Raw genomic sequence first — 17,045 nt, forward strand, 5'->3', positions numbered from 1 at the left:
CAAAGCTGATCTCAATCGCTTAGATAGGCGCGACCGTCATCTCGGGGTAACAAGCTGTCACCATCCCCGGGTGACGTTGTGCAAGGTATCTAGGCCGGAATGAAGCTCCTCGAAGTCTACATATTGCGCCGGATTTTTCAGATGTTCCTGGTGACGCTGCTGCCGGTGCTCACCATCATCTGGACCATCCAGGTGCTGGGACGCATCAACCTGGTCACCGATACCGGCCAGTCGATGGGCTCGTTCGCGACTCTTGCCACCTTCATCCTGCCGACCATCATCCCCGTCGTCCTGCCCTTCGCGCTCGTCATCGGCATCACCCAGACGCTGACGGCGATGAACAACGATTCGGAACTGCCCGTCATCGACGCGGCCGGCGCGTCGCGCAGCATCATTTACCGGCCGGTGCTGATGCTCGGGCTCGCGCTCAGTCTCTTCTCCTTCGTGGTGACCAATTTCGTCGAGCCGCCGTCTCGCGTCGCGGCCCGCCAGATGGTCGCCGCCGCTTACGCCGACCTGCTCTCCTCGGTCATCGAGGAAAAGACCTTCCGCAGCATCGAGCCGGGGCTCTACGTGCAGATCTCGGAGCGCCATTCCGGCCGGGTGCTCAAGGGCCTGTTCGTCGTCGATTATCGCGACCCCAATTTCGACCTCATCTATTACGCCCGCGAGGGATCGATCGACGAAAGCGGTACGTCGCTCACCATGCGTGACGGCGAGGTCCACCGCAAATCCGCCGACGGGCGCATCTCGATCATCAAGTTCGTCTCCTACGCCTTCGATCTGTCGGCGATGGCGAAGGCGGAAGGCGGATTGCCGCAATATTCCACCGACCGCAGCCTCGCCTTCCTCCTGAACCCGGATCCGAACGATCCAGTCTACCAGAAATCGCCGGATGCCTACCGGTCGGAACTGCACAGGCGCCTGTCCGACTGGCTTTTCCCGATCACCTTCGCGCTGATCTCGCTGGTCATTGCCGGCAGCACCCGCTCGCACCGGCAGACCCGAGTCCATCCGATGGTGTTTGCGCTTTTCCTCGCTTTCGGCGTGCGCTGGCTCGGGTTCTCGGCCACCAACATGGTCGAACGTCATCCGCTCTACACACCGCTCCCCTATGCGGTGCCGATCGTCTTCTCGCTGATCGCGATCTTCATGCTTGCCACCAACCGGCAGTTCTCGGCGCCGCGCTTCGTCGCCCGCGGAATGTCGCGCCTGGCCAACAGCCTGCAGCGGCGCATACCCGCCTCGCGAACTTCGGGCGGAGGTACGGCATGATCTTCACGACGCTCGGCCGGTATTTCTTCCGTCGTTATATCATCACAGCGCTCTGGTTCCTGCTGGGCGTCGGCGCCATCATCTTCCTCGCCGACTTCAGCGAAACCAGCCGCCGCATGTCGGGCTTCAGCGGCTACACGGTCTCGGCCGGGCTGGCGATGACCGCCATGCGCGTGCCGCTGATCCTGCAGCAGACCATCCCGACGCTCAGCCTCTTTATCGGCATGACGGTGCTGATCGCTCTCAACCGCCGCTACGAATTGGTGGTGACGCGCGCCGCCGGCATTTCCGTCTGGCAGTTCATCTCGCCCTTCGTCATCGGAGCGTTTCTGATCGGGCTCGCCACCTTGCTTGTGATCAACCCGCTCGCCGCCTGGGGCCAACGCGAATCTGCTTCCATGGAGGCAAGCTGGCGCGAAGCGAGCAACCGCTCCAGGGCATCCACCTTCATTCCCTGGATCCGCCAGATCAGCGGCGACGACGATACGGTCATCGGCGCCAAGAGCTATCAGGAGAAGGGAACGCTGCTTGTCGACGTGGTGGCTTTCCAGTTCGACAAGGACGGCCGCGTGATCATGCGGCAGGACGCCAGGACCGCAAAATTGGAAGATGGTTACTGGCTGCTTAACGAGGTTTTGGAAAACCGGCCGGGCGAAATTCCGGTGCGTCGCGAGACAGCACAGGTTCGCACCAACTTGAAGCAGGAATATATCCAAGAGAGCCTTGCGCAGCCTGATACTGTTGCGTTTTTTGATCTTTCCAGAAAAATTGAGGTCAGCAAATCTTTCGGCATTCCCACAAAGGCGCTCGAGACGCAGTATCACTCGCTGCTCTCCCTGCCGATCCTGCTCGTGGCAATGACTCTCATTGCTGCAACAGTCTCATTAAAATTCAGTCGGTTCGCCCAGTCCCGCTCCGTGATTCTGGGTGGAATAGTTTCTGGCTTCGTGCTTTATGTCGTCACTGTGCTTGTGAAGGCATTCGGAAGCAGCGGGGCAATTCCTCCTTTCGTGGCGGTCTGGATTCCAGTGATCGTCGCGACGGCACTGGGGACGACGATTCTGCTTCATCAGGAGGATGGCTAGTGGCGGTAAGTGACCGCAAACATATAAGACGGCTCGCCGCCGCCCTGCTGACAGGTGTGTCTGTATGCGTATTTGGCGTATCCGCAACGGTTGTGCAGGCTCAGGGTCTGGTGCCTCAGGCAGCGGACGGCGCCAAGATGCTGCTGCGCGCCAATGAGCTCGTCTACAATCAGGACGCCGAGCTGGTCACCGCGACCGGTGGCGTGCAGATCTATTACAACCGCTACAAGATGGTGGCGCAGCGCGTTCAGTACGATCAGAAGAGCGGCCGCGTCATGGCGACCGGCAATATCGAGCTGATCGAGCCGGGCGGCAGCCGCGTCTATGCCGAACAGATGGACGTCACCGACAGCTTCGGCGAAGGCTTCATCAACGCGCTTCGCGTCGAGACCACCGACAATACCCGCCTTGCCGCCGAGAGCGCCGAGCGCCAGCCCGGCGACCTGATGGTGCTCAACAATACCGTCTACACCGCCTGCCTTCCCTGCGCCCAGACGCCGGGCAAGGCTCCGCTTTGGCAGGTCAAGGCGCAAAGGGTGGTCCGCAATGGCCAGACCCATACGATTCGGCTTGAAAACGCCCAGTTCGAACTGTTCGGCCTGCCGATCGGCCGCCTGCCTTTTGCGATCGAGGTGCCGGACGAAACGGTCGAGCGCAAGTCGGGCCTTCTGTTCCCGCAGTACAGCGCGAGCGACAATCTCGGCTTCGGCGTGACGGTACCCTACTATCATGTGTTCTCGCCGAGCATGGATGCGACGCTCAGCCCGACCTACTATTCCAATCAGGGCCTGCTGCTTCAGGGCGAGATCCGCAACAAGTTCGAGACAGGCGAACATACGTTCCGCTTCGCCGGGATCCATCAGAACGATCCGGAAGCCTTCGATCCGAATACCAGCGACCGGGCTGCGGATAACCGCCTCATGGCCGCCTCCAAGGGCGAGTTCAAGATCAATCCGCGCTGGACGTTCGGCTGGAACGTCATGACCCAGAGCGACAACAACTTTTCGCGGACCTACAAGCTGACCGGCGTGGGCGGCGGCACGTTCACCAACGACGTCTATCTGACCGGGCTGGGGACGCGGAACCATTTCGACCTGCACAGCTATTATTTCAACATCCAGGACGACACCTATAGCAACACGGCCGAGCAGAAGCAGGCGATCGTCTATCCCTCGCTCGACTACACCTATTACGCGCCGGAACCGATCCTCGGCGGCGAGCTTTCGGTCACGTCCAACATTACCAACCTGTCCCGTCGCGAAGACGACTGGTACAGGGATGGCACGACCAATCGTTTCCCGGGTCTTGAAGGCAGCTACAGCCGCCTGACCGTGGAAGCCGAATGGAAGCGTACCTACAACACGCTCGACGGTCTGCTGCTGACGCCGATCCTCGCCGCCCGCGGCGACGGCATCCGCCATACCGGTTCCGGCACGCCGGGTCCCTATTTCGGTGATATGGAGTCTGAAGGCGCCAACGGCCGTTACATGCTAACTGCCGGTCTTGAGGCTCGTTATCCGATCCTGCTGACCACCGAAAACAGCAGCCATATCATCGAGCCGATTGCGCAGATCTTCGCGCGTCCCGACGAGCAGATGGCCGGCGGATTGCCGAACGAGGATGCGCAGAGCTTCGTCTTCGACGCCACCAGCCTTTTCGAGCGCGACAAGTTTTCGGGCTTCGACCGTGTCGAAGGCGGCACCCGCGCCAATGTCGGCCTCCGTTATACCGGCACGTTCGCCAACGGCATCGGCGTGCGCAGCATTGTCGGCCAGTCCTACCAGATCGCCGGCCAGAACTCGTTCGCGACCGAGGACCTAGTTCAGGCGGGCGCCAATTCCGGGCTTGAAACGCGCCGGTCCGATTATGTCGCGATGGCGGCCATCGACCTGCCGCAGGGCTTTACGATCGGGGCAAACGCCCGCTTCGACGAAAAGACATTCGCGATCAAGCGCACCGATGCCTCGGTTGGCTACACGACGCCACGGGTGAGCGGCACGCTGGTCTATACGCAGGTCGACGCTCAGCCGGAATATGGTTCGGACGACGCGCAAGACGTGCTGAAGCACTCGATGAGCTTCCGGATCAACGAAAACTGGGCGCTTGCCGGCACGGCGACCTGGGATCTCGCGGACAAGGAACTGGTCCGGCGCGGCATCGGCATCAGCTATGCGGACGAGTGCACGATCTTTACGGTTGCCTATTCGGACAAGCCGTCGGACACGGCCGCGAACGACTGGACTGTCAGCGCCCGCCTGAGCTTCCGCACGCTCGGCGATATCAGCGTCGGCTCGACCGAAGGTTTCGATCAGGACTACCGCTACTGACGTAGCGGGTCCCCCGATCGGCTGACCGTCATCGTTTCGCCGCAAGAATTGTGCAAGCGGTCGCAAATAGAGTATGAAATGCGAGGCCGGTCGGGCTCAAGTGCCCACCGGGGCGGGAAAAGGGATTGGTATCATGTTCGCAATGACCGCAACGCGCAAGCTGGTGCTGGCCGCGGCCGTCTTGGCCGCCTCGGTCGTCATCCAGCCCGCCGCCCAGCAGGCGCAGGCCGCCAGCGAAGTCTCGGCCGTCGTCAACAGGACGGCGATCACCAGCACCGATGTCGGCAGGCGCGTCGCGTTCCTGCGCCTTCAGCGCCAGAAGGCGGATGCCAAGACGGCGCGCGAAGTGCTGGTGGATGAAGCGCTGAAGCGCCAGGAAATTTCCCGCGTGAAGATGTCGGTCAGCACCGAGGACGTCGACAAGGCCTTCGAGCGGTTTGCCGCCGGCAACAAGCTGAGCGTGGCGCAGATGAGCCAGATCCTCGACAAGGCCGGCGTCGGGGTCGAGCATTTCAAGAATTACATCGCCGTGCAGATGAGCTGGCCACGACTGGTCAACGCCCGTTACGGCGGCTCGCGCGGCCGCATGTCGAGCCAGGAGCTCGTCACGCGCATGATGGAGAACAAGGAAAAGCCGGTCACCACCGAATATTTCCTGCAGCAGGTGATCTTCGTGGTGCCGCCGGCCAAGCGCAACGCCATTCTTGCCAAGCGCCAGAAGGAAGCGAACGCCGCGCGCTCCAAATTCCCGGGCTGCGAGCAATCGAAGGATTTCGCCGCGACCATGCTGGACGTATCGATCCGCGACCTCGGCCGCGTTCTCGCCCCCGAACTGCCGGCCGATTGGAAGCCGCTGATCGAGAAGACGGCCGATGGCGGCACGACGGGCACCCGCGTCACCGAACGCGGCGTGGAGTTCCTGGCTATCTGCAAACAGCGCCAGGTGTCGGACGATCTTGCGGCGGAAGTCGTGTTCCGCGCCGAGGATCTCGGCAAGGAGAAGAAGGGCGCTCCCGACCCCAACGACAAGAAATATCTCGACGACCTGCGCAGCAAGGCCCAGATCGAGTATCGCTGAGACTATCGCTGACCTCGACACTTAAGTCATTTTCGGAGCCGTAATGCCTCTCGACCGTCCGCTTGCGTTGACCCAGGGCGATCCTGCCGGCATCGGCCCCGATATCACGCTTGTCGCCTGGGCCTCACGCCGGGCATACGACCTGCCACCTTTCCTCTTCCTCGGTGATCCGGCCGTCCTCAGGGCGCGCGCCGTGATGCTCGGCCTCGACGTGCCGATCCGGGAAGCGGATAGCGAAAGCGCGATGTCGATCTTCGACGACGCCCTGCCCGTGTTGCCGATCCCGGCCGGCGCTGAAATCGCCGCCGGCCAGCCGCATGTGGCGACCGCCAGGGGAACGATCCAGGCGATCGAGACCGCCGTTTCGCTCTCGCTTGCAGGCAGGGCTGCCGGCACGGTCACCAATCCGATCGCCAAATCCATTCTCTACCAGGCCGGCTTCGGGTTCCCCGGCCACACGGAGTTCCTCGCCGACCTCGCCGAGCGCGCGACCGGCAGGAAGATCCTGCCGGTGATGATGCTGGCGGGGCCGAAACTCCGGGCCATCCCGGTCACCATCCATATCCCGCTGAAAGACGTGCCTGCGGCGCTGAGCGCTGAACTGATCGCCGAGACCTGCCGCATCGCCCATCACGATCTCAAGACCCGCTTCGGCATCGACAAGCCCCGGCTTGCGGTTGCCGGCCTCAACCCGCATGCGGGCGAGGACGGAGCGATCGGCCGCGAGGACCAGGACATCATCCATCCCGCCATCTTCAAGCTGCGCGCCGAGGGCCTGCATGTGTTCGGGCCTCTGCCGGCCGACACGATGTTCCACGACGAGGCGCGCGCCCGTTACGACGTGGCGATCTGCATGTATCACGACCAGGCGCTGATCCCTGCCAAGGCGCTCGGATTCGACACGTCGGTCAACGTCACGCTCGGCCTGCCCTTCATCCGCACCTCGCCGGATCACGGCACAGCGTTCGGCATTGCCGGCCAGGGTGTCGCCCGCGAGACGAGCCTCGTCGAGGCGATCAGGCTCGCCGGCAATCTCGCATCCACATCGAAAGCCGCCTGATGGCCACTCTGGATGGCTTGCCGCCGCTGCGTGACGTGATCCAGCGTCACGGGCTCGACGCCAAAAAGGCGCTCGGCCAGAATTTCCTCCTCGACCTCAACCTCACCCAGAAGATCGCCCGCAGCGCCGGACCACTTCAGGACGCGACGGTTTTCGAGGTCGGCCCCGGCCCCGGCGGCCTGACCCGTGCCATCCTGTCGCTGGGCGCCAAGAAGGTGATCGCCGTCGAGCGGGATAGCCGCTGCCTTCCTGCACTGGCGGAGATCGGCGAGCATTATCCCGGCCGGCTGGACGTGATCGAAGGCGATGCGCTGAAGACCGATTTTGCGGCGCTGGCACCTGAAGGCCCGGTCAAGATCATCGCCAACCTGCCCTACAATGTCGGCACCCAGCTGCTCATCAACTGGCTGCTGCCCGCGCCGGACCAATGGCCGCCCTTCTGGGAAAGCCTGACGCTGATGTTCCAGAAGGAAGTCGGGCAAAGGATCGTCGCCGACGAGGAGGACGACCATTACGGCCGCCTCGGCGTGCTCGCCGGCTGGCGCACCGATGCGCACATGGTCTTCGACGTGCCGCCGCAGGCGTTCACGCCACCGCCGAAGGTGACCTCGACGGTCGTGCACCTGACGCCGCGTGGCAATCCCCTGCCCTGCGACGTCGCCAAGCTGGAGCGCGTCACCCACGCCGCCTTCGGCCAGCGCCGAAAAATGCTGCGCCAGAGCGTCAAGTCGCTCGGCGGCGAGGCGCTATTGGTAAAGGCCCGGATCGACCCGGCGAGGCGGGCCGAAACGCTGTCGGTGGAGGAGTTCGTGCGGTTGGCTAACTGTTTGTGATCTGCGATCAAGACTGCTTTCGGCCCGAAGGAGACATCACATGAATTTGTCGCGCCTGTAAAAGTTGCCATAGATATGTCTCAGACCCGGAATGGATGAGGCCAACTCGACTGGATCGCTTTCGCTGTAGATGAGCGCAACGAAACGGTTTTCAGTCACTCCCGCGATCCCCGTCGAAATGTCGCGTTCTTCCAGGACGACAAATTTGGGACTGGCCATTGAGCGGCTATTTACCGCTGCCGTTTCGAAACGCGATTTATTGAGAACGACATACCATACCCAAGGATCGGATATAGAGGTGGCGAGGAGTATTGCGGAGCAAGCTGGAACACTTAGGATGGCAATAAAGCTACCGACTGCTCTCTGAAATCTTTGGCGATACAAAGCCATGAACGCGCTGGCAAGCCAGACGAGTAGTGTCAGTACGACAGCGAGCAAGATAAGCGGCCCGGCCAGATCGAGAAGCGCTCTCAATCCACCGGCAACACCAAGTGGCCAGAAATCGAAGGCGCGAAGATAGGTAGCCGTGATGGTACCGAGCAAAACGGCAATCACGATCCGCCGAATATTCCAGGAGTTCACCGGCTTTACTAACTCATTCATTTCGTTGTTCTTGTCACCAGATGTCATTCAGCGAATTCGCAAATGACTTCGCGGCCAGCATCTCAGGGGCGTCACTGGTCTCATAGCGACGGTGACACATACGGGTATGAATACGCACCGACTAGGATCTCCGTTTTTGGCGCAAAGCCGTCGTCTGGACGCGGGGTTCAGGCCGGCTACGGCCGCCCGAGATTGTCGAGTTCTGGAAACGGGTAGTATTTGAGGCGGCTGTCCTGGCAACGGATATCGTCCAGCGTGTAGCCGAGAATCTTTCCGTCGCGCATGGATACGCCGTAACGGGCGGGATAATTATACCGCCGTCCAAAGCCGGAAACGCAAAAGGCGTAGATATTCTTCTCCGGCTTGAGCAGGACGACGCTTGAAATCTGCGCGCCGTAGATGTCCCGGTCGCGGAAACCCATGCGATGGGCAGCTCTCAGCACCTCCCGCTTCACGGAAGCCGTCGGTGGTGTCTGAGACGATGCAACACTTTCCGGCACCGATGTCTGACAGCCCGTCAACAGCAACACACCTGCGACTGCCGCAATCAAAAATTTCATGAACCACCCCGATCACCTTTAGAAGACAGGGATCATACAGAACCGGATCAAGCGGTCTACTCGCGCCAACATTGTGGCGCGAAACAATTGGAGCGTGTGGACATACTGCAACGTCATGACGTGAAGAAGTTGCGACCTCCGCTCCTGGCTTAAAGCGGTCCCGTTATTCCTCACATGGTAAAATCACAAATGCTGGCCGTGAACCGCCAGGATTCCCGCCACAGGTAAGCCGCCACCAGCCCCAGCCCTTAAAGCTTCGGCTCTTCCGTCAGCAACTCGCTCACAAAATCGAACAAGCCATGGCGGCGGTCGCGGCGGATGCGTTCGGCGTTGACGATGCAGCTCACGTGGCCGAAAGCCTCGTCGAGATCGTCGTTGACGATGACGTAGTCGTATTCCCGCCAGTGCTCGATCTCGGCGCGCGAGTTCAGGAGCCTGGTGCGGATCACTTCTTCGGAATCCTCGGCGCGGCGGTGCAGGCGAGACTGCAGTTCGGTCATGGTCGGCGGCAGCACGAAGATCGAGACGACGTCGGCGGCCATCTTTTCCTGCAGCTGGCGGGCGCCCTGCCAGTCGATGTCGAACAGCATGTCGCGGCCTTCGCTCATCGCCAGTTCCACCGGCTCGCGTGGGGTGCCGTAGAAGTTGCCGTGCACCTCGGCCCATTCGAGCAGGTCGCCGGCGTCGCGCATCTTCTCGAACTGCGGCACGGTAATGAAGTGATAGTGCTTGTCGGCGATCTCGCTCGGCCGCTTGGCCCGCGTGGTGACGCTGACGGAGATTTCGAGGCTGCGATCCGCATCCAGAAGATTGCGGGCGATCGTCGACTTGCCGGCCCCCGACGGCGAGGAAAGAACCAGCATCAGTCCGCGGCGGGCGATCTTCACGGCCGGGGACGGCTTGCCCTGAGACGAAGGGGCCGGGCTCATGTCTTACTCCAGATTCTGGACCTGTTCGCGGAACTGGTCGATGACGACTTTCAACTCTATGCCGGCGGATGTGACCGCCGCCGAATTGGACTTCGAACAGATAGTATTCGATTCCCGGTTAAATTCCTGTGCAAGGAAATCGAGCCGGCGGCCGACCGGGCCCCCCTTGTCTATAAGCTCGTTGGCGGCCGCCACATGCGCTTTCAGCCGGTCGATCTCTTCGCGCAGGTCCGCCTTGGTGGCAAGCAGGGCGGCTTCCGCATGCAGCCGGTCGCGGTCGAGCGTCGGCGCCTCCTGGAGAAGCGCTGCGAGCTGAAACGAAAGCTTGCGGGCGATCTCTTCCGGCGTGCGGGAGGGGTCGGTTTCGACGATCTGGACAAGCTCGGCGATACGGGCGACCTGGCCCTTGAGCACGGCCGCAAGCGCCGTGCCCTCGCCCTCACGCATCCGCTGCAGATGGCCGATCGCCTCGCCGAGGCTTGCGAGGATCGCAGCATCACGGGCGGCAACCGTCTGCTCGTCTTCTTCCGCCTCGCGGATGTCGACCAGGCCGCGAATGCCCATCAGCGTATCGAGCCTCAGCGGCGAAGGATCGACGAGTTCGCCGAGTTCGGCGCGCAGCGCCAGCACGGCTGCCAGCGCATCGCGGTTCAGCACCGCTTCCACCTTGGTCTCGGCGACGGTGAGGGTAAGGGTCGCCTGCAGATTTCCGCGCGAAAATTTCTCCGAGATCACCCGGCGGACGTCCGGCTCCAGCCGTTCGAGACCCGGCGGCAGGCGCAGCCTTATGTCGAGGCCCTTGCCGTTCACCGAGCGCAGTTCCCATGCGTAACGGTTGCGCCCGCTCGTGCCTTCGCTGCGGGCAAAACCGGTCATGGACTGCAATGTCATCGGTATCTCCAGATCATGCTTTCAGGAAGCGGTCAGTTGCTCTTCGGTGGCTTTTCCGCTTCGTCGCCGTCCGGCTGGCCGTCCACCACTTCGGGGTTGGCGGCGCGTTCGGATTCCATTCTGCGCCAACGGCGGACATTGGCGTTGTGTTCCTCGAGCGTCGCAGCGAACACATGCCCGCCGGTGCCGTCGGCCACGAAATAGAGGTCCTTGGTCCGCCAGGGATTGGCAACGGCTTCGAGCGCGGCCCGGCCGGGATTGGAGATCGGGGTCGGCGGCAGGCCCTTGATCTGGTAGGTGTTATAGGGCGTCGGCTTGGCAAGGTCCGACTTGAAGATCGGCCGGTCGGAGGGTTTTCCCTCGCCGCCGAAGATGCCGTAGACGATCGTCGGGTCCGATTGCAGGCGCATGCCGCGCTGCAGCCGATTGATGAAGACGGAGGCCACATGGGCGCGCTCGTCTTCCTTGCCGGTCTCCTTCTCGACGATCGAGGCGAGCGTCACGAATTCGTCCTTGGTCTTGATCGGCAGGCCAGGATCGCGGCGCTCCCAGATCTGGTCGACCAGCTTCTGCTGTGCGACGCGCATCTGCTGGATGATATCGGCCCGCTTGTTGCCGCGCGTGAACTTGTATGTGTCGGGGCGCAGGCTGCCTTCCGGCGGCAGTTCGGCCGGCAGGTCGCCTTCCAGAGCCGGGTCCTCGGCAAGCCGCAGCATCATCTGCCTGACGGTCAGGCCTTCAGGTAAAACAACGGAATAGAGGATCGACTTGCCGCCCTCCAGCACGCCCATGACGTCCTTCATGGAGGCACGCGCCTTGATCTCGTATTCGCCGGCCTTCAGCGTCTCGCCGTTGCGAAGATAGGTGGCGGTCATGTAGCGGAAGATCCGGGCATCGGAAATGATGCCGTTGCGTTCCAGGTTGTTGGCAATTTCAGAATTGCTGTTGCCGGGGCGGACCATGAAATGGGTGTTGGCTTCGAGCGGGCCCGGCTGCTGGAAGGCCGAGATCATGTAATAGAAGCCGGCTACCCCGATCACGCAGAGAACGACGACCATGGTCATCACGAAATTCAGGAAGATGACCACCTGACTGCGTGCCTTCCTGGAACGACGGGGCGGCTCCGGAACGCGTTCGGGCTTCAGGGCCTCGTTCGGCGATTTCGGAATAATCGGCCCTCTGCCATTGCCGGGCGGCAATTCACTGACATGATTCGTATCGTTCAACCGCGCCCCCCGGGGTTAACGCCCCTACAGACTCAAAGACTTGCAACCCGCTGTTTGGCCAACCAATGCGGCGAAAAACAGGTCCAGAAGATGATACGAGCCGGCTCGCGAGTCCAGCCGGCATGTGTTTCAGTGCCCGAAACAAATCGACGCCCTAAAAATACGGCCTCGAAAGTTCAGGCCCCGAAAAATCAGGCGTCGTAACGGCGCAGCACGAGAGATGCGTTTGTGCCGCCGAAACCGAAGGAGTTCGACAACGCGACGTTGATCTCGCGCTTGCGCGCCTGGTGCGGCACCAGGTCGATCGCCGTCTCGACATCGGGATTGTCGAGGTTGAGCGTCGGGGGTGCGATGTTGTCGCGAATGGCGAGCGCCGAGAAGATCGCCTCGACCGCACCGGCAGCGCCGAGAAGATGGCCAATCGCAGACTTGGTCGACGACATGGAGATCTTCGAAGCGGCGTTTCCGACCAGACGCTCGACCGCGCCGAGCTCGATCGTGTCGGCCATGGTCGAGGTGCCGTGGGCGTTGATGTAATCGACGTCCGACGCCGAAAGGCCCGCCCGCTTCAGAGCCGCGGTCATGCAGCGGAACGCACCGTCGCCGTCTTCCGAAGGCGCGGTGATGTGGAACGCGTCGCCGGACATGCCGTAGCCGACCACTTCCGCATAGATCTTGGCGCCACGCGCCTTGGCATGTTCCAGCTCTTCCAGAACGACGATGCCGGCGCCCTCGCCCATGACGAAACCGTCGCGGTCGCGGTCATAGGGGCGCGATGCCTTCTGCGGATCGTCGTTGTGCTGGGTCGAAAGCGCCTTGCAGGCGGCGAAACCGGCCAGCGAAATGCGGCAGATCGGCGATTCCGCGCCGCCGGCGACCATCACCTCGGCGTCGCCGAAGGCGATCATCCGGGCCGCGTCGCCGATCGCGTGCGCGCCGGTGGAACAGGCCGTGACAACGGCGTGGTTGGGACCGCGCAGCTTGTGGCGGATCGACACCTGGCCGGAGACGAGATTGATCAGCCGGCCGGGAATGAAGAAGGGCGAAATGCGGCGCGGACCCTTGTCGCGCAGCGTATAGCCCGCCTCGACAATGCCTTCGAGGCCGCCGATGCCCGAGCCGATCAGCACGCCGGTGGCGATCTGGTCCTCGTCGGTCTTCGGATGCCAGCCGGCGTCTTCGAGCGCCATGTCGGCGGCGGCCACGCCGTAGATGATGAAGGGATCGACCTTGCGCTGTTCCTTCGGCTCCATCCACTGGTCCACGTTGAACGTGCCATCGGAACCGTCGCCGACAGGAATGCGGCAGGCGATCTTTGCGGGAAGGTCTTCGACCTCGAATTCAGTGACGACGCGGGCGGCATTTTCGCCGGCCAGCAAGCGCGACCAGCTGACTTCCGTTCCGCATCCGAGAGGAGATACCATGCCGGTACCGGTGATAACGACCCGTCTCATCGCCAGTGCCCTACCCTATATTTTTTCGATTTTTCAGGGCCCAAGGCCCAATTGCTGAAACGGCCCGAACAAGCGGGCCGTTTTCGGGACCTGCCTTGCGGCGTCATCCCCACTATGTCGGGTTGATCAGGCCTGGGCCTTCTCGATGAACTTCACAGCGTCGCCGACGGTCAGGATGGAATCGGCAGCGTCGTCAGGGATTTCAACGCCGAATTCTTCCTCGAAAGCCATGACCAGTTCGACGGTGTCGAGCGAGTCCGCACCGAGATCGTCGATGAAGCTTGCGCCTTCGACGACTTTGTCGGCGTCAACGCCGAGGTGGTCAATAACAATTTTCTTAACGCGTTCTGCGATATCGCTCATGTCGGTTTCCTCGACCTTTGTCTTTATCGAATGCCCGATCGGCATCCGCACCCTGTTAAAAACCTGCGACCGCCGCTTGTTCAGCGCCGATGCGGGCAAACCCGTTCTCCCCTTTTCAGGTTCCGATCCTATTGCACTCACGCAATATGACGGCCTGCATTTCAGGGTGACCATTCACAGTCATGGCCCGCTTAACATGGTTTCCGTGTTCAGCAAAGCCAGAATTTGTTCCATTGCACAGCCGCCAACAACCGATTGTAAGGTGTTTTCCTGACGGCGGCACTCAATCAGATCATCGCCATGCCGCCGTTGACATGCAGGGTCTGGCCGGTGACGTAGCCAGCCTCGCTGGAGGCGAGATAAAGGACCGCAGACGCGATGTCCGATCCGGCACCCATGCGCTTCATCGGAATGGCACCGAGGATCGCCTCTTTCTGCTTGTCGTTGAGCTTGCCGGTCATCGCGCTGTCGATGAAGCCCGGCGCGACGCAGTTGACCGTCACGTTGCGGGTGGCGATTTCCTGGGCGAGCGACTTCGAAAAGCCGATCATGCCGGCCTTGGAGGCGCAGTAATTGGTCTGGCCCGGATTGCCGGTGACGCCGACCACGGAGGTGATGTTGATGATGCGGCCGTAACGGCGGCGCATCATCGGATGGGTGAGTTCGCGGGTCAGGCGGAAGACCGCCGTGAGGTTGACCTCAAGCACCGCATCCCAGTCCTCGTCGCTCATGCGCACGAACAGGCCGTCCTTGGTGATGCCGGCATTGTTGACGAGGATGTCGACGCCTTCGAGCTCGGCCTCGGCCTTTTCGCCGAGCGCCTTCACTTCGGCGCGGTCGGAGAGGTTGGCCGGGAAGATCTTGACGCGATCGCCGAGTTCGGCGGCGAGTGCCTCGAGCTTCTCGACCCGCGTGCCGTGCAGGCCGACGGTGGCGCCCCGGCTATGCAGCATCCGGGCAATCTCTTCGCCGAGCCCGCCGGTTGCGCCCGTCACCAATGCCTTGCGGCCGGTCAAATCAAACATGATCGTGTTCCTTCGCGTGTCTGGTTTCAGCCGAGAATGGCTGTGAGCGCGGCTTCGATATCGGCCGGCGTGTTGACGGCAATGCCGGAGATATTCTTGTCGATGCGGCGGGCAAGGCCGGTCAGCACTTTTCCCGAGCCGATCTCGTAGAGGGTCGTCACGCCATTGGCGCCGAACCATTCCACCGTCTCGCGCCAGCGCACCTGGCCGGTCACCTGGGTGACCAGCAGCCTGGCGATCTCGTCGGCATCGTAGACCGGCACGGCGCGCACATTGGCGATAACCGGCACGACCGGGTTGTTCTTGTCTACCTTGTCGAGCGCGTGGCGCATGGCGTCGGCGGCCGGCGCCATCAGGTCGCTGTGGAAGGGTGCGGAGACCGGCAGCATGATGGCGCGCTTGGCGCCCTTTTCGGTCGCAAGCCCCGCAGCCTTTTCGACAGCCGCCTTGGAGCCGGAGATGACCAGCTGGCCGCCGCCATTGTCGTTGGCGATCTGGCAGACGCCGGCATCGCGCGCGGCAGCGCAGATGGCATCGACATCACCATGCTCGAGGCCGATGATCGCCGCCATGGCGCCCTGCCCGACCGGAACCGCCGATTGCATCGCATCGCCGCGGATGCGCAGCAGGCGTGCCGTATCGGCCAGCGAGAACGTGCCGGCGGCACACAGCGCCGAATATTCGCCAAGCGAATGACCGGCGACGAAGGCGACCTTGTCGGCGAGCTTCAGGCCGCGCGCTTCCATGACCCGGATCGCCGCGACCGAAACGGCCATCAGCGCCGGCTGCGCATTGGCGGTCAGCGTCAGGGTTTCTTCCGGGCCGTTCCACATAACGTCGGAGAGTTTCTGGCCGAGCGCCTCGTCGACTTCATCGAAGACGGCACGGGCTTCGGGAAAAGCCTCCGCCAGATCCTTGCCCATGCCGACAGCCTGGCTGCCCTGGCCGGGGAACGTGAATGCGATCGTGCTCATGGGGATGATTTCCTTCCCTTATGTTTTGCCTTTCCATTCACATTCCGGCCCGGAGAGTCAAGGGCGGCGCGGTTTTCGGGGGCTTTTCCGGCCTGTTGTCCCCTTGCGCTTCGTCAAATCCTGCTTAGAGTTCCGCCGACTTTTCGAGAACGGGATCTCATTTCCATGAAATATAAAAAACTTGGCCGCACGGACTTCTCAGTGTCGGAAATATGCCTGGGCACCATGACCTGGGGCACCCAGAACACCGAAGCCGAAGCCCATGAACAGATGGACTACGCGTTCGAGAACGGCATCAATTTCTTCGACACCGCCGAGCTCTATCCGACCACCCCGGTCAGCCCCGCCACCTATGGCCGCACCGAGGAATATATCGGCACGTGGCTGAAGAAGAATGCGGCCAAGCGCAAGGACCTCGTCCTCGCCACGAAGATCGCCGGCAGCGGTCGTCCGCATATCCGCGACGGACGCGACATCGAATCCGCCACCATCCGCCAGGCGGTCGATGCAAGCCTGAAGCGCCTGCAGACCGACTATCTCGACCTCTACCAGATCCACTGGCCGAACCGCGGCACCTTCCATTTCCGCAATTCCTGGACCTTCGACGTTTCGAAACAGGATCGCGACAAGGCGGCGGCCGAGATCGCCGAAATCCTCGAAACGCTCGGCGAGCTGGTGAAGGACGGCAAGCTGCGCGCCGTCGGCCTGTCCAACGAAAGCGCCTGGGGCGCGATGAAATACCTGCGCCTGTCCGAGAAAAAGGGCCTGCCGCGCATCGCCTCGCTGCAGAACGAATACAATCTCCTCTACCGGCATTTCGATCTAGACCTCGCCGAAGTCGCCCATCACGAGGATGTCGGGCTGATGGCCTATTCGCCGCTCGCTGCCGGCCTCCTCACCGGCAAGTACCAGAACGGCGCAAGGCCGGAAGGGTCCCGGGCGACGATCAACAAGGATCTCGGCGGCCGCCTGACGCCCTATCAGGAGCCGGCGGTGAAGGCCTATATCTCAGTCGCCGAAAAGCACGGCCTCGACCTCGCCCAGATGGCGCTCGCCTTCTGCCTGTCGCGACCCTTCATGGCCGCGGCCATCATCGGCGCGACGTCGATGGCCCAGCTGAAGCACGACATGGCCGCCGCCGACCTGACACTGTCGGACGAGGTGTTCGCGGACATCGCCCAGGTTCATCGCCAGTGGCCGATGCCGCTGTAACGCCTGAGACACCGACCCTGGGAGCGCCGCCCTGTCACCAGCAGGCGACGTTCCCTGGTTCGACCTGAATTTCCGTCCGTCGCGGCCGAATACGAGAATTCGCTATCGAGCATCGTGCTGACGCTTGCAACCATGCCCGGCTGAACGGAC

Annotated in this window: 17 protein-coding genes; 8 read left to right on the forward strand and 9 right to left on the reverse strand. The window is 62.2% G+C overall.

Annotated features, from left to right (window positions below):
• The first annotated feature begins 99 nt into the window (after window positions 1-99).
• The 6 genes from lptF to rsmA all read left to right on the forward strand — a co-directional run bounded on the left by lptF (window position 100) and on the right by rsmA (window position 7,658).
• On the forward strand, window positions 100-1,275 hold the full coding sequence (gene lptF / locus ACZ9EJ_RS11760) for an LPS export ABC transporter permease LptF (protein ID WP_046640412.1): 1,176 nt from the start codon (window positions 100-102) through the stop codon (window positions 1,273-1,275).
• Window positions 1,272-2,360 carry an LPS export ABC transporter permease LptG gene (lptG, locus tag ACZ9EJ_RS11765; protein ID WP_046629991.1) on the forward strand — a complete coding sequence of 363 codons (1,089 nt, stop codon included), beginning with the start codon at window positions 1,272-1,274 and terminating at the stop codon, window positions 2,358-2,360. The genes lptF and lptG overlap by 4 nt, the downstream gene beginning before the upstream one ends.
• Entirely contained in the window at window positions 2,360-4,687 is a 2,328-nt protein-coding gene (locus ACZ9EJ_RS11770; RefSeq protein ID WP_046640411.1) for an LPS-assembly protein LptD, read from the forward strand. The genes lptG and ACZ9EJ_RS11770 overlap by 1 nt, the downstream gene beginning before the upstream one ends.
• 133 nt (window positions 4,688-4,820) lie before the next feature.
• The gene (locus ACZ9EJ_RS11775) at window positions 4,821-5,765 is read left to right on the forward strand and encodes a SurA N-terminal domain-containing protein (RefSeq protein ID WP_251089990.1); all 945 of its coding nucleotides are present in this window, start codon (window positions 4,821-4,823) and stop codon (window positions 5,763-5,765) included.
• Window positions 5,766-5,808: 43 nt separating this feature from the next.
• Window positions 5,809-6,825, forward strand: a complete 1,017-nt coding sequence (gene pdxA / locus ACZ9EJ_RS11780; protein WP_046640410.1) for a 4-hydroxythreonine-4-phosphate dehydrogenase PdxA — start codon at window positions 5,809-5,811, stop codon at window positions 6,823-6,825.
• Window positions 6,825-7,658: a 16S rRNA (adenine(1518)-N(6)/adenine(1519)-N(6))-dimethyltransferase RsmA gene (gene rsmA / locus ACZ9EJ_RS11785; protein ID WP_046640409.1), complete on the forward strand. Its 834-nt coding sequence runs from the start codon at window positions 6,825-6,827 to the stop codon at window positions 7,656-7,658. The genes pdxA and rsmA overlap by 1 nt, the downstream gene beginning before the upstream one ends.
• A gap of 36 nt (window positions 7,659-7,694) precedes the next feature.
• Here the strand turns inward: rsmA and ACZ9EJ_RS11790 are convergent, their stop codons facing one another.
• The 7 genes from ACZ9EJ_RS11790 to ACZ9EJ_RS11820 all read right to left on the reverse strand — a co-directional run bounded on the left by ACZ9EJ_RS11790 (window position 7,695) and on the right by ACZ9EJ_RS11820 (window position 13,684).
• Window positions 7,695-8,288 carry a hypothetical protein gene (locus ACZ9EJ_RS11790; protein WP_251089991.1) on the reverse strand — a complete coding sequence of 198 codons (594 nt, stop codon included), beginning with the start codon at window positions 8,286-8,288 and terminating at the stop codon, window positions 7,695-7,697.
• Between the two features lie 149 nt (window positions 8,289-8,437).
• On the reverse strand, window positions 8,438-8,821 hold the full coding sequence (locus ACZ9EJ_RS11795; protein WP_046640408.1) for a putative periplasmic lipoprotein: 384 nt from the start codon (window positions 8,819-8,821) through the stop codon (window positions 8,438-8,440).
• 248 nt (window positions 8,822-9,069) lie between these two features.
• Window positions 9,070-9,750 carry a guanylate kinase gene (gene gmk / locus ACZ9EJ_RS11800; protein WP_046629985.1) on the reverse strand — a complete coding sequence of 227 codons (681 nt, stop codon included), beginning with the start codon at window positions 9,748-9,750 and terminating at the stop codon, window positions 9,070-9,072.
• Window positions 9,751-9,753: 3 nt separating this feature from the next.
• Window positions 9,754-10,641 carry a YicC/YloC family endoribonuclease gene (locus tag ACZ9EJ_RS11805; protein ID WP_046640407.1) on the reverse strand — a complete coding sequence of 296 codons (888 nt, stop codon included), beginning with the start codon at window positions 10,639-10,641 and terminating at the stop codon, window positions 9,754-9,756.
• Window positions 10,642-10,673: 32 nt separating this feature from the next.
• Window positions 10,674-11,867, reverse strand: coding sequence for an endolytic transglycosylase MltG (gene mltG, locus ACZ9EJ_RS11810; protein ID WP_046640406.1), 1,194 nt, complete (start codon window positions 11,865-11,867; stop codon window positions 10,674-10,676).
• Window positions 11,868-12,058: 191 nt separating this feature from the next.
• The gene (gene fabF / locus ACZ9EJ_RS11815; RefSeq protein ID WP_046640405.1) at window positions 12,059-13,321 is read right to left on the reverse strand and encodes a beta-ketoacyl-ACP synthase II; all 1,263 of its coding nucleotides are present in this window, start codon (window positions 13,319-13,321) and stop codon (window positions 12,059-12,061) included.
• Between the two features lie 126 nt (window positions 13,322-13,447).
• On the reverse strand, window positions 13,448-13,684 hold the full coding sequence (locus ACZ9EJ_RS11820) for an acyl carrier protein (protein WP_003502080.1): 237 nt from the start codon (window positions 13,682-13,684) through the stop codon (window positions 13,448-13,450).
• On the opposite strand from ACZ9EJ_RS11820, the gene ACZ9EJ_RS11825 reads away from it, so the two are divergent.
• Window positions 13,683-13,958 (forward strand): hypothetical protein, encoded by a 276-nt coding sequence (locus ACZ9EJ_RS11825; RefSeq protein WP_251089992.1) that lies wholly within the window; start codon window positions 13,683-13,685, stop codon window positions 13,956-13,958. The two genes, ACZ9EJ_RS11820 and ACZ9EJ_RS11825, sit on opposite strands and share 2 nt — an antisense overlap.
• A gap of 13 nt (window positions 13,959-13,971) precedes the next feature.
• On the opposite strand, the gene fabG is transcribed toward ACZ9EJ_RS11825, so the two are convergent.
• Window positions 13,972-14,709 (reverse strand): 3-oxoacyl-[acyl-carrier-protein] reductase, encoded by a 738-nt coding sequence (fabG, locus tag ACZ9EJ_RS11830; protein ID WP_046629981.1) that lies wholly within the window; start codon window positions 14,707-14,709, stop codon window positions 13,972-13,974.
• Between the two features lie 26 nt (window positions 14,710-14,735).
• A complete protein-coding gene (gene fabD, locus ACZ9EJ_RS11835) occupies window positions 14,736-15,683 on the reverse strand; it encodes an ACP S-malonyltransferase (protein WP_046640404.1) in 948 nt (315 codons plus the stop codon).
• Window positions 15,684-15,848: 165 nt separating this feature from the next.
• Between fabD and ACZ9EJ_RS11840 the strand changes: the two genes are divergently transcribed.
• Window positions 15,849-16,895 carry an aldo/keto reductase gene (locus ACZ9EJ_RS11840; RefSeq protein WP_046640403.1) on the forward strand — a complete coding sequence of 349 codons (1,047 nt, stop codon included), beginning with the start codon at window positions 15,849-15,851 and terminating at the stop codon, window positions 16,893-16,895.
• Window positions 16,896-17,045 lie beyond the last annotated feature (150 nt).

The organism is Neorhizobium sp. USDA 3394, from assembly GCF_056280385.1.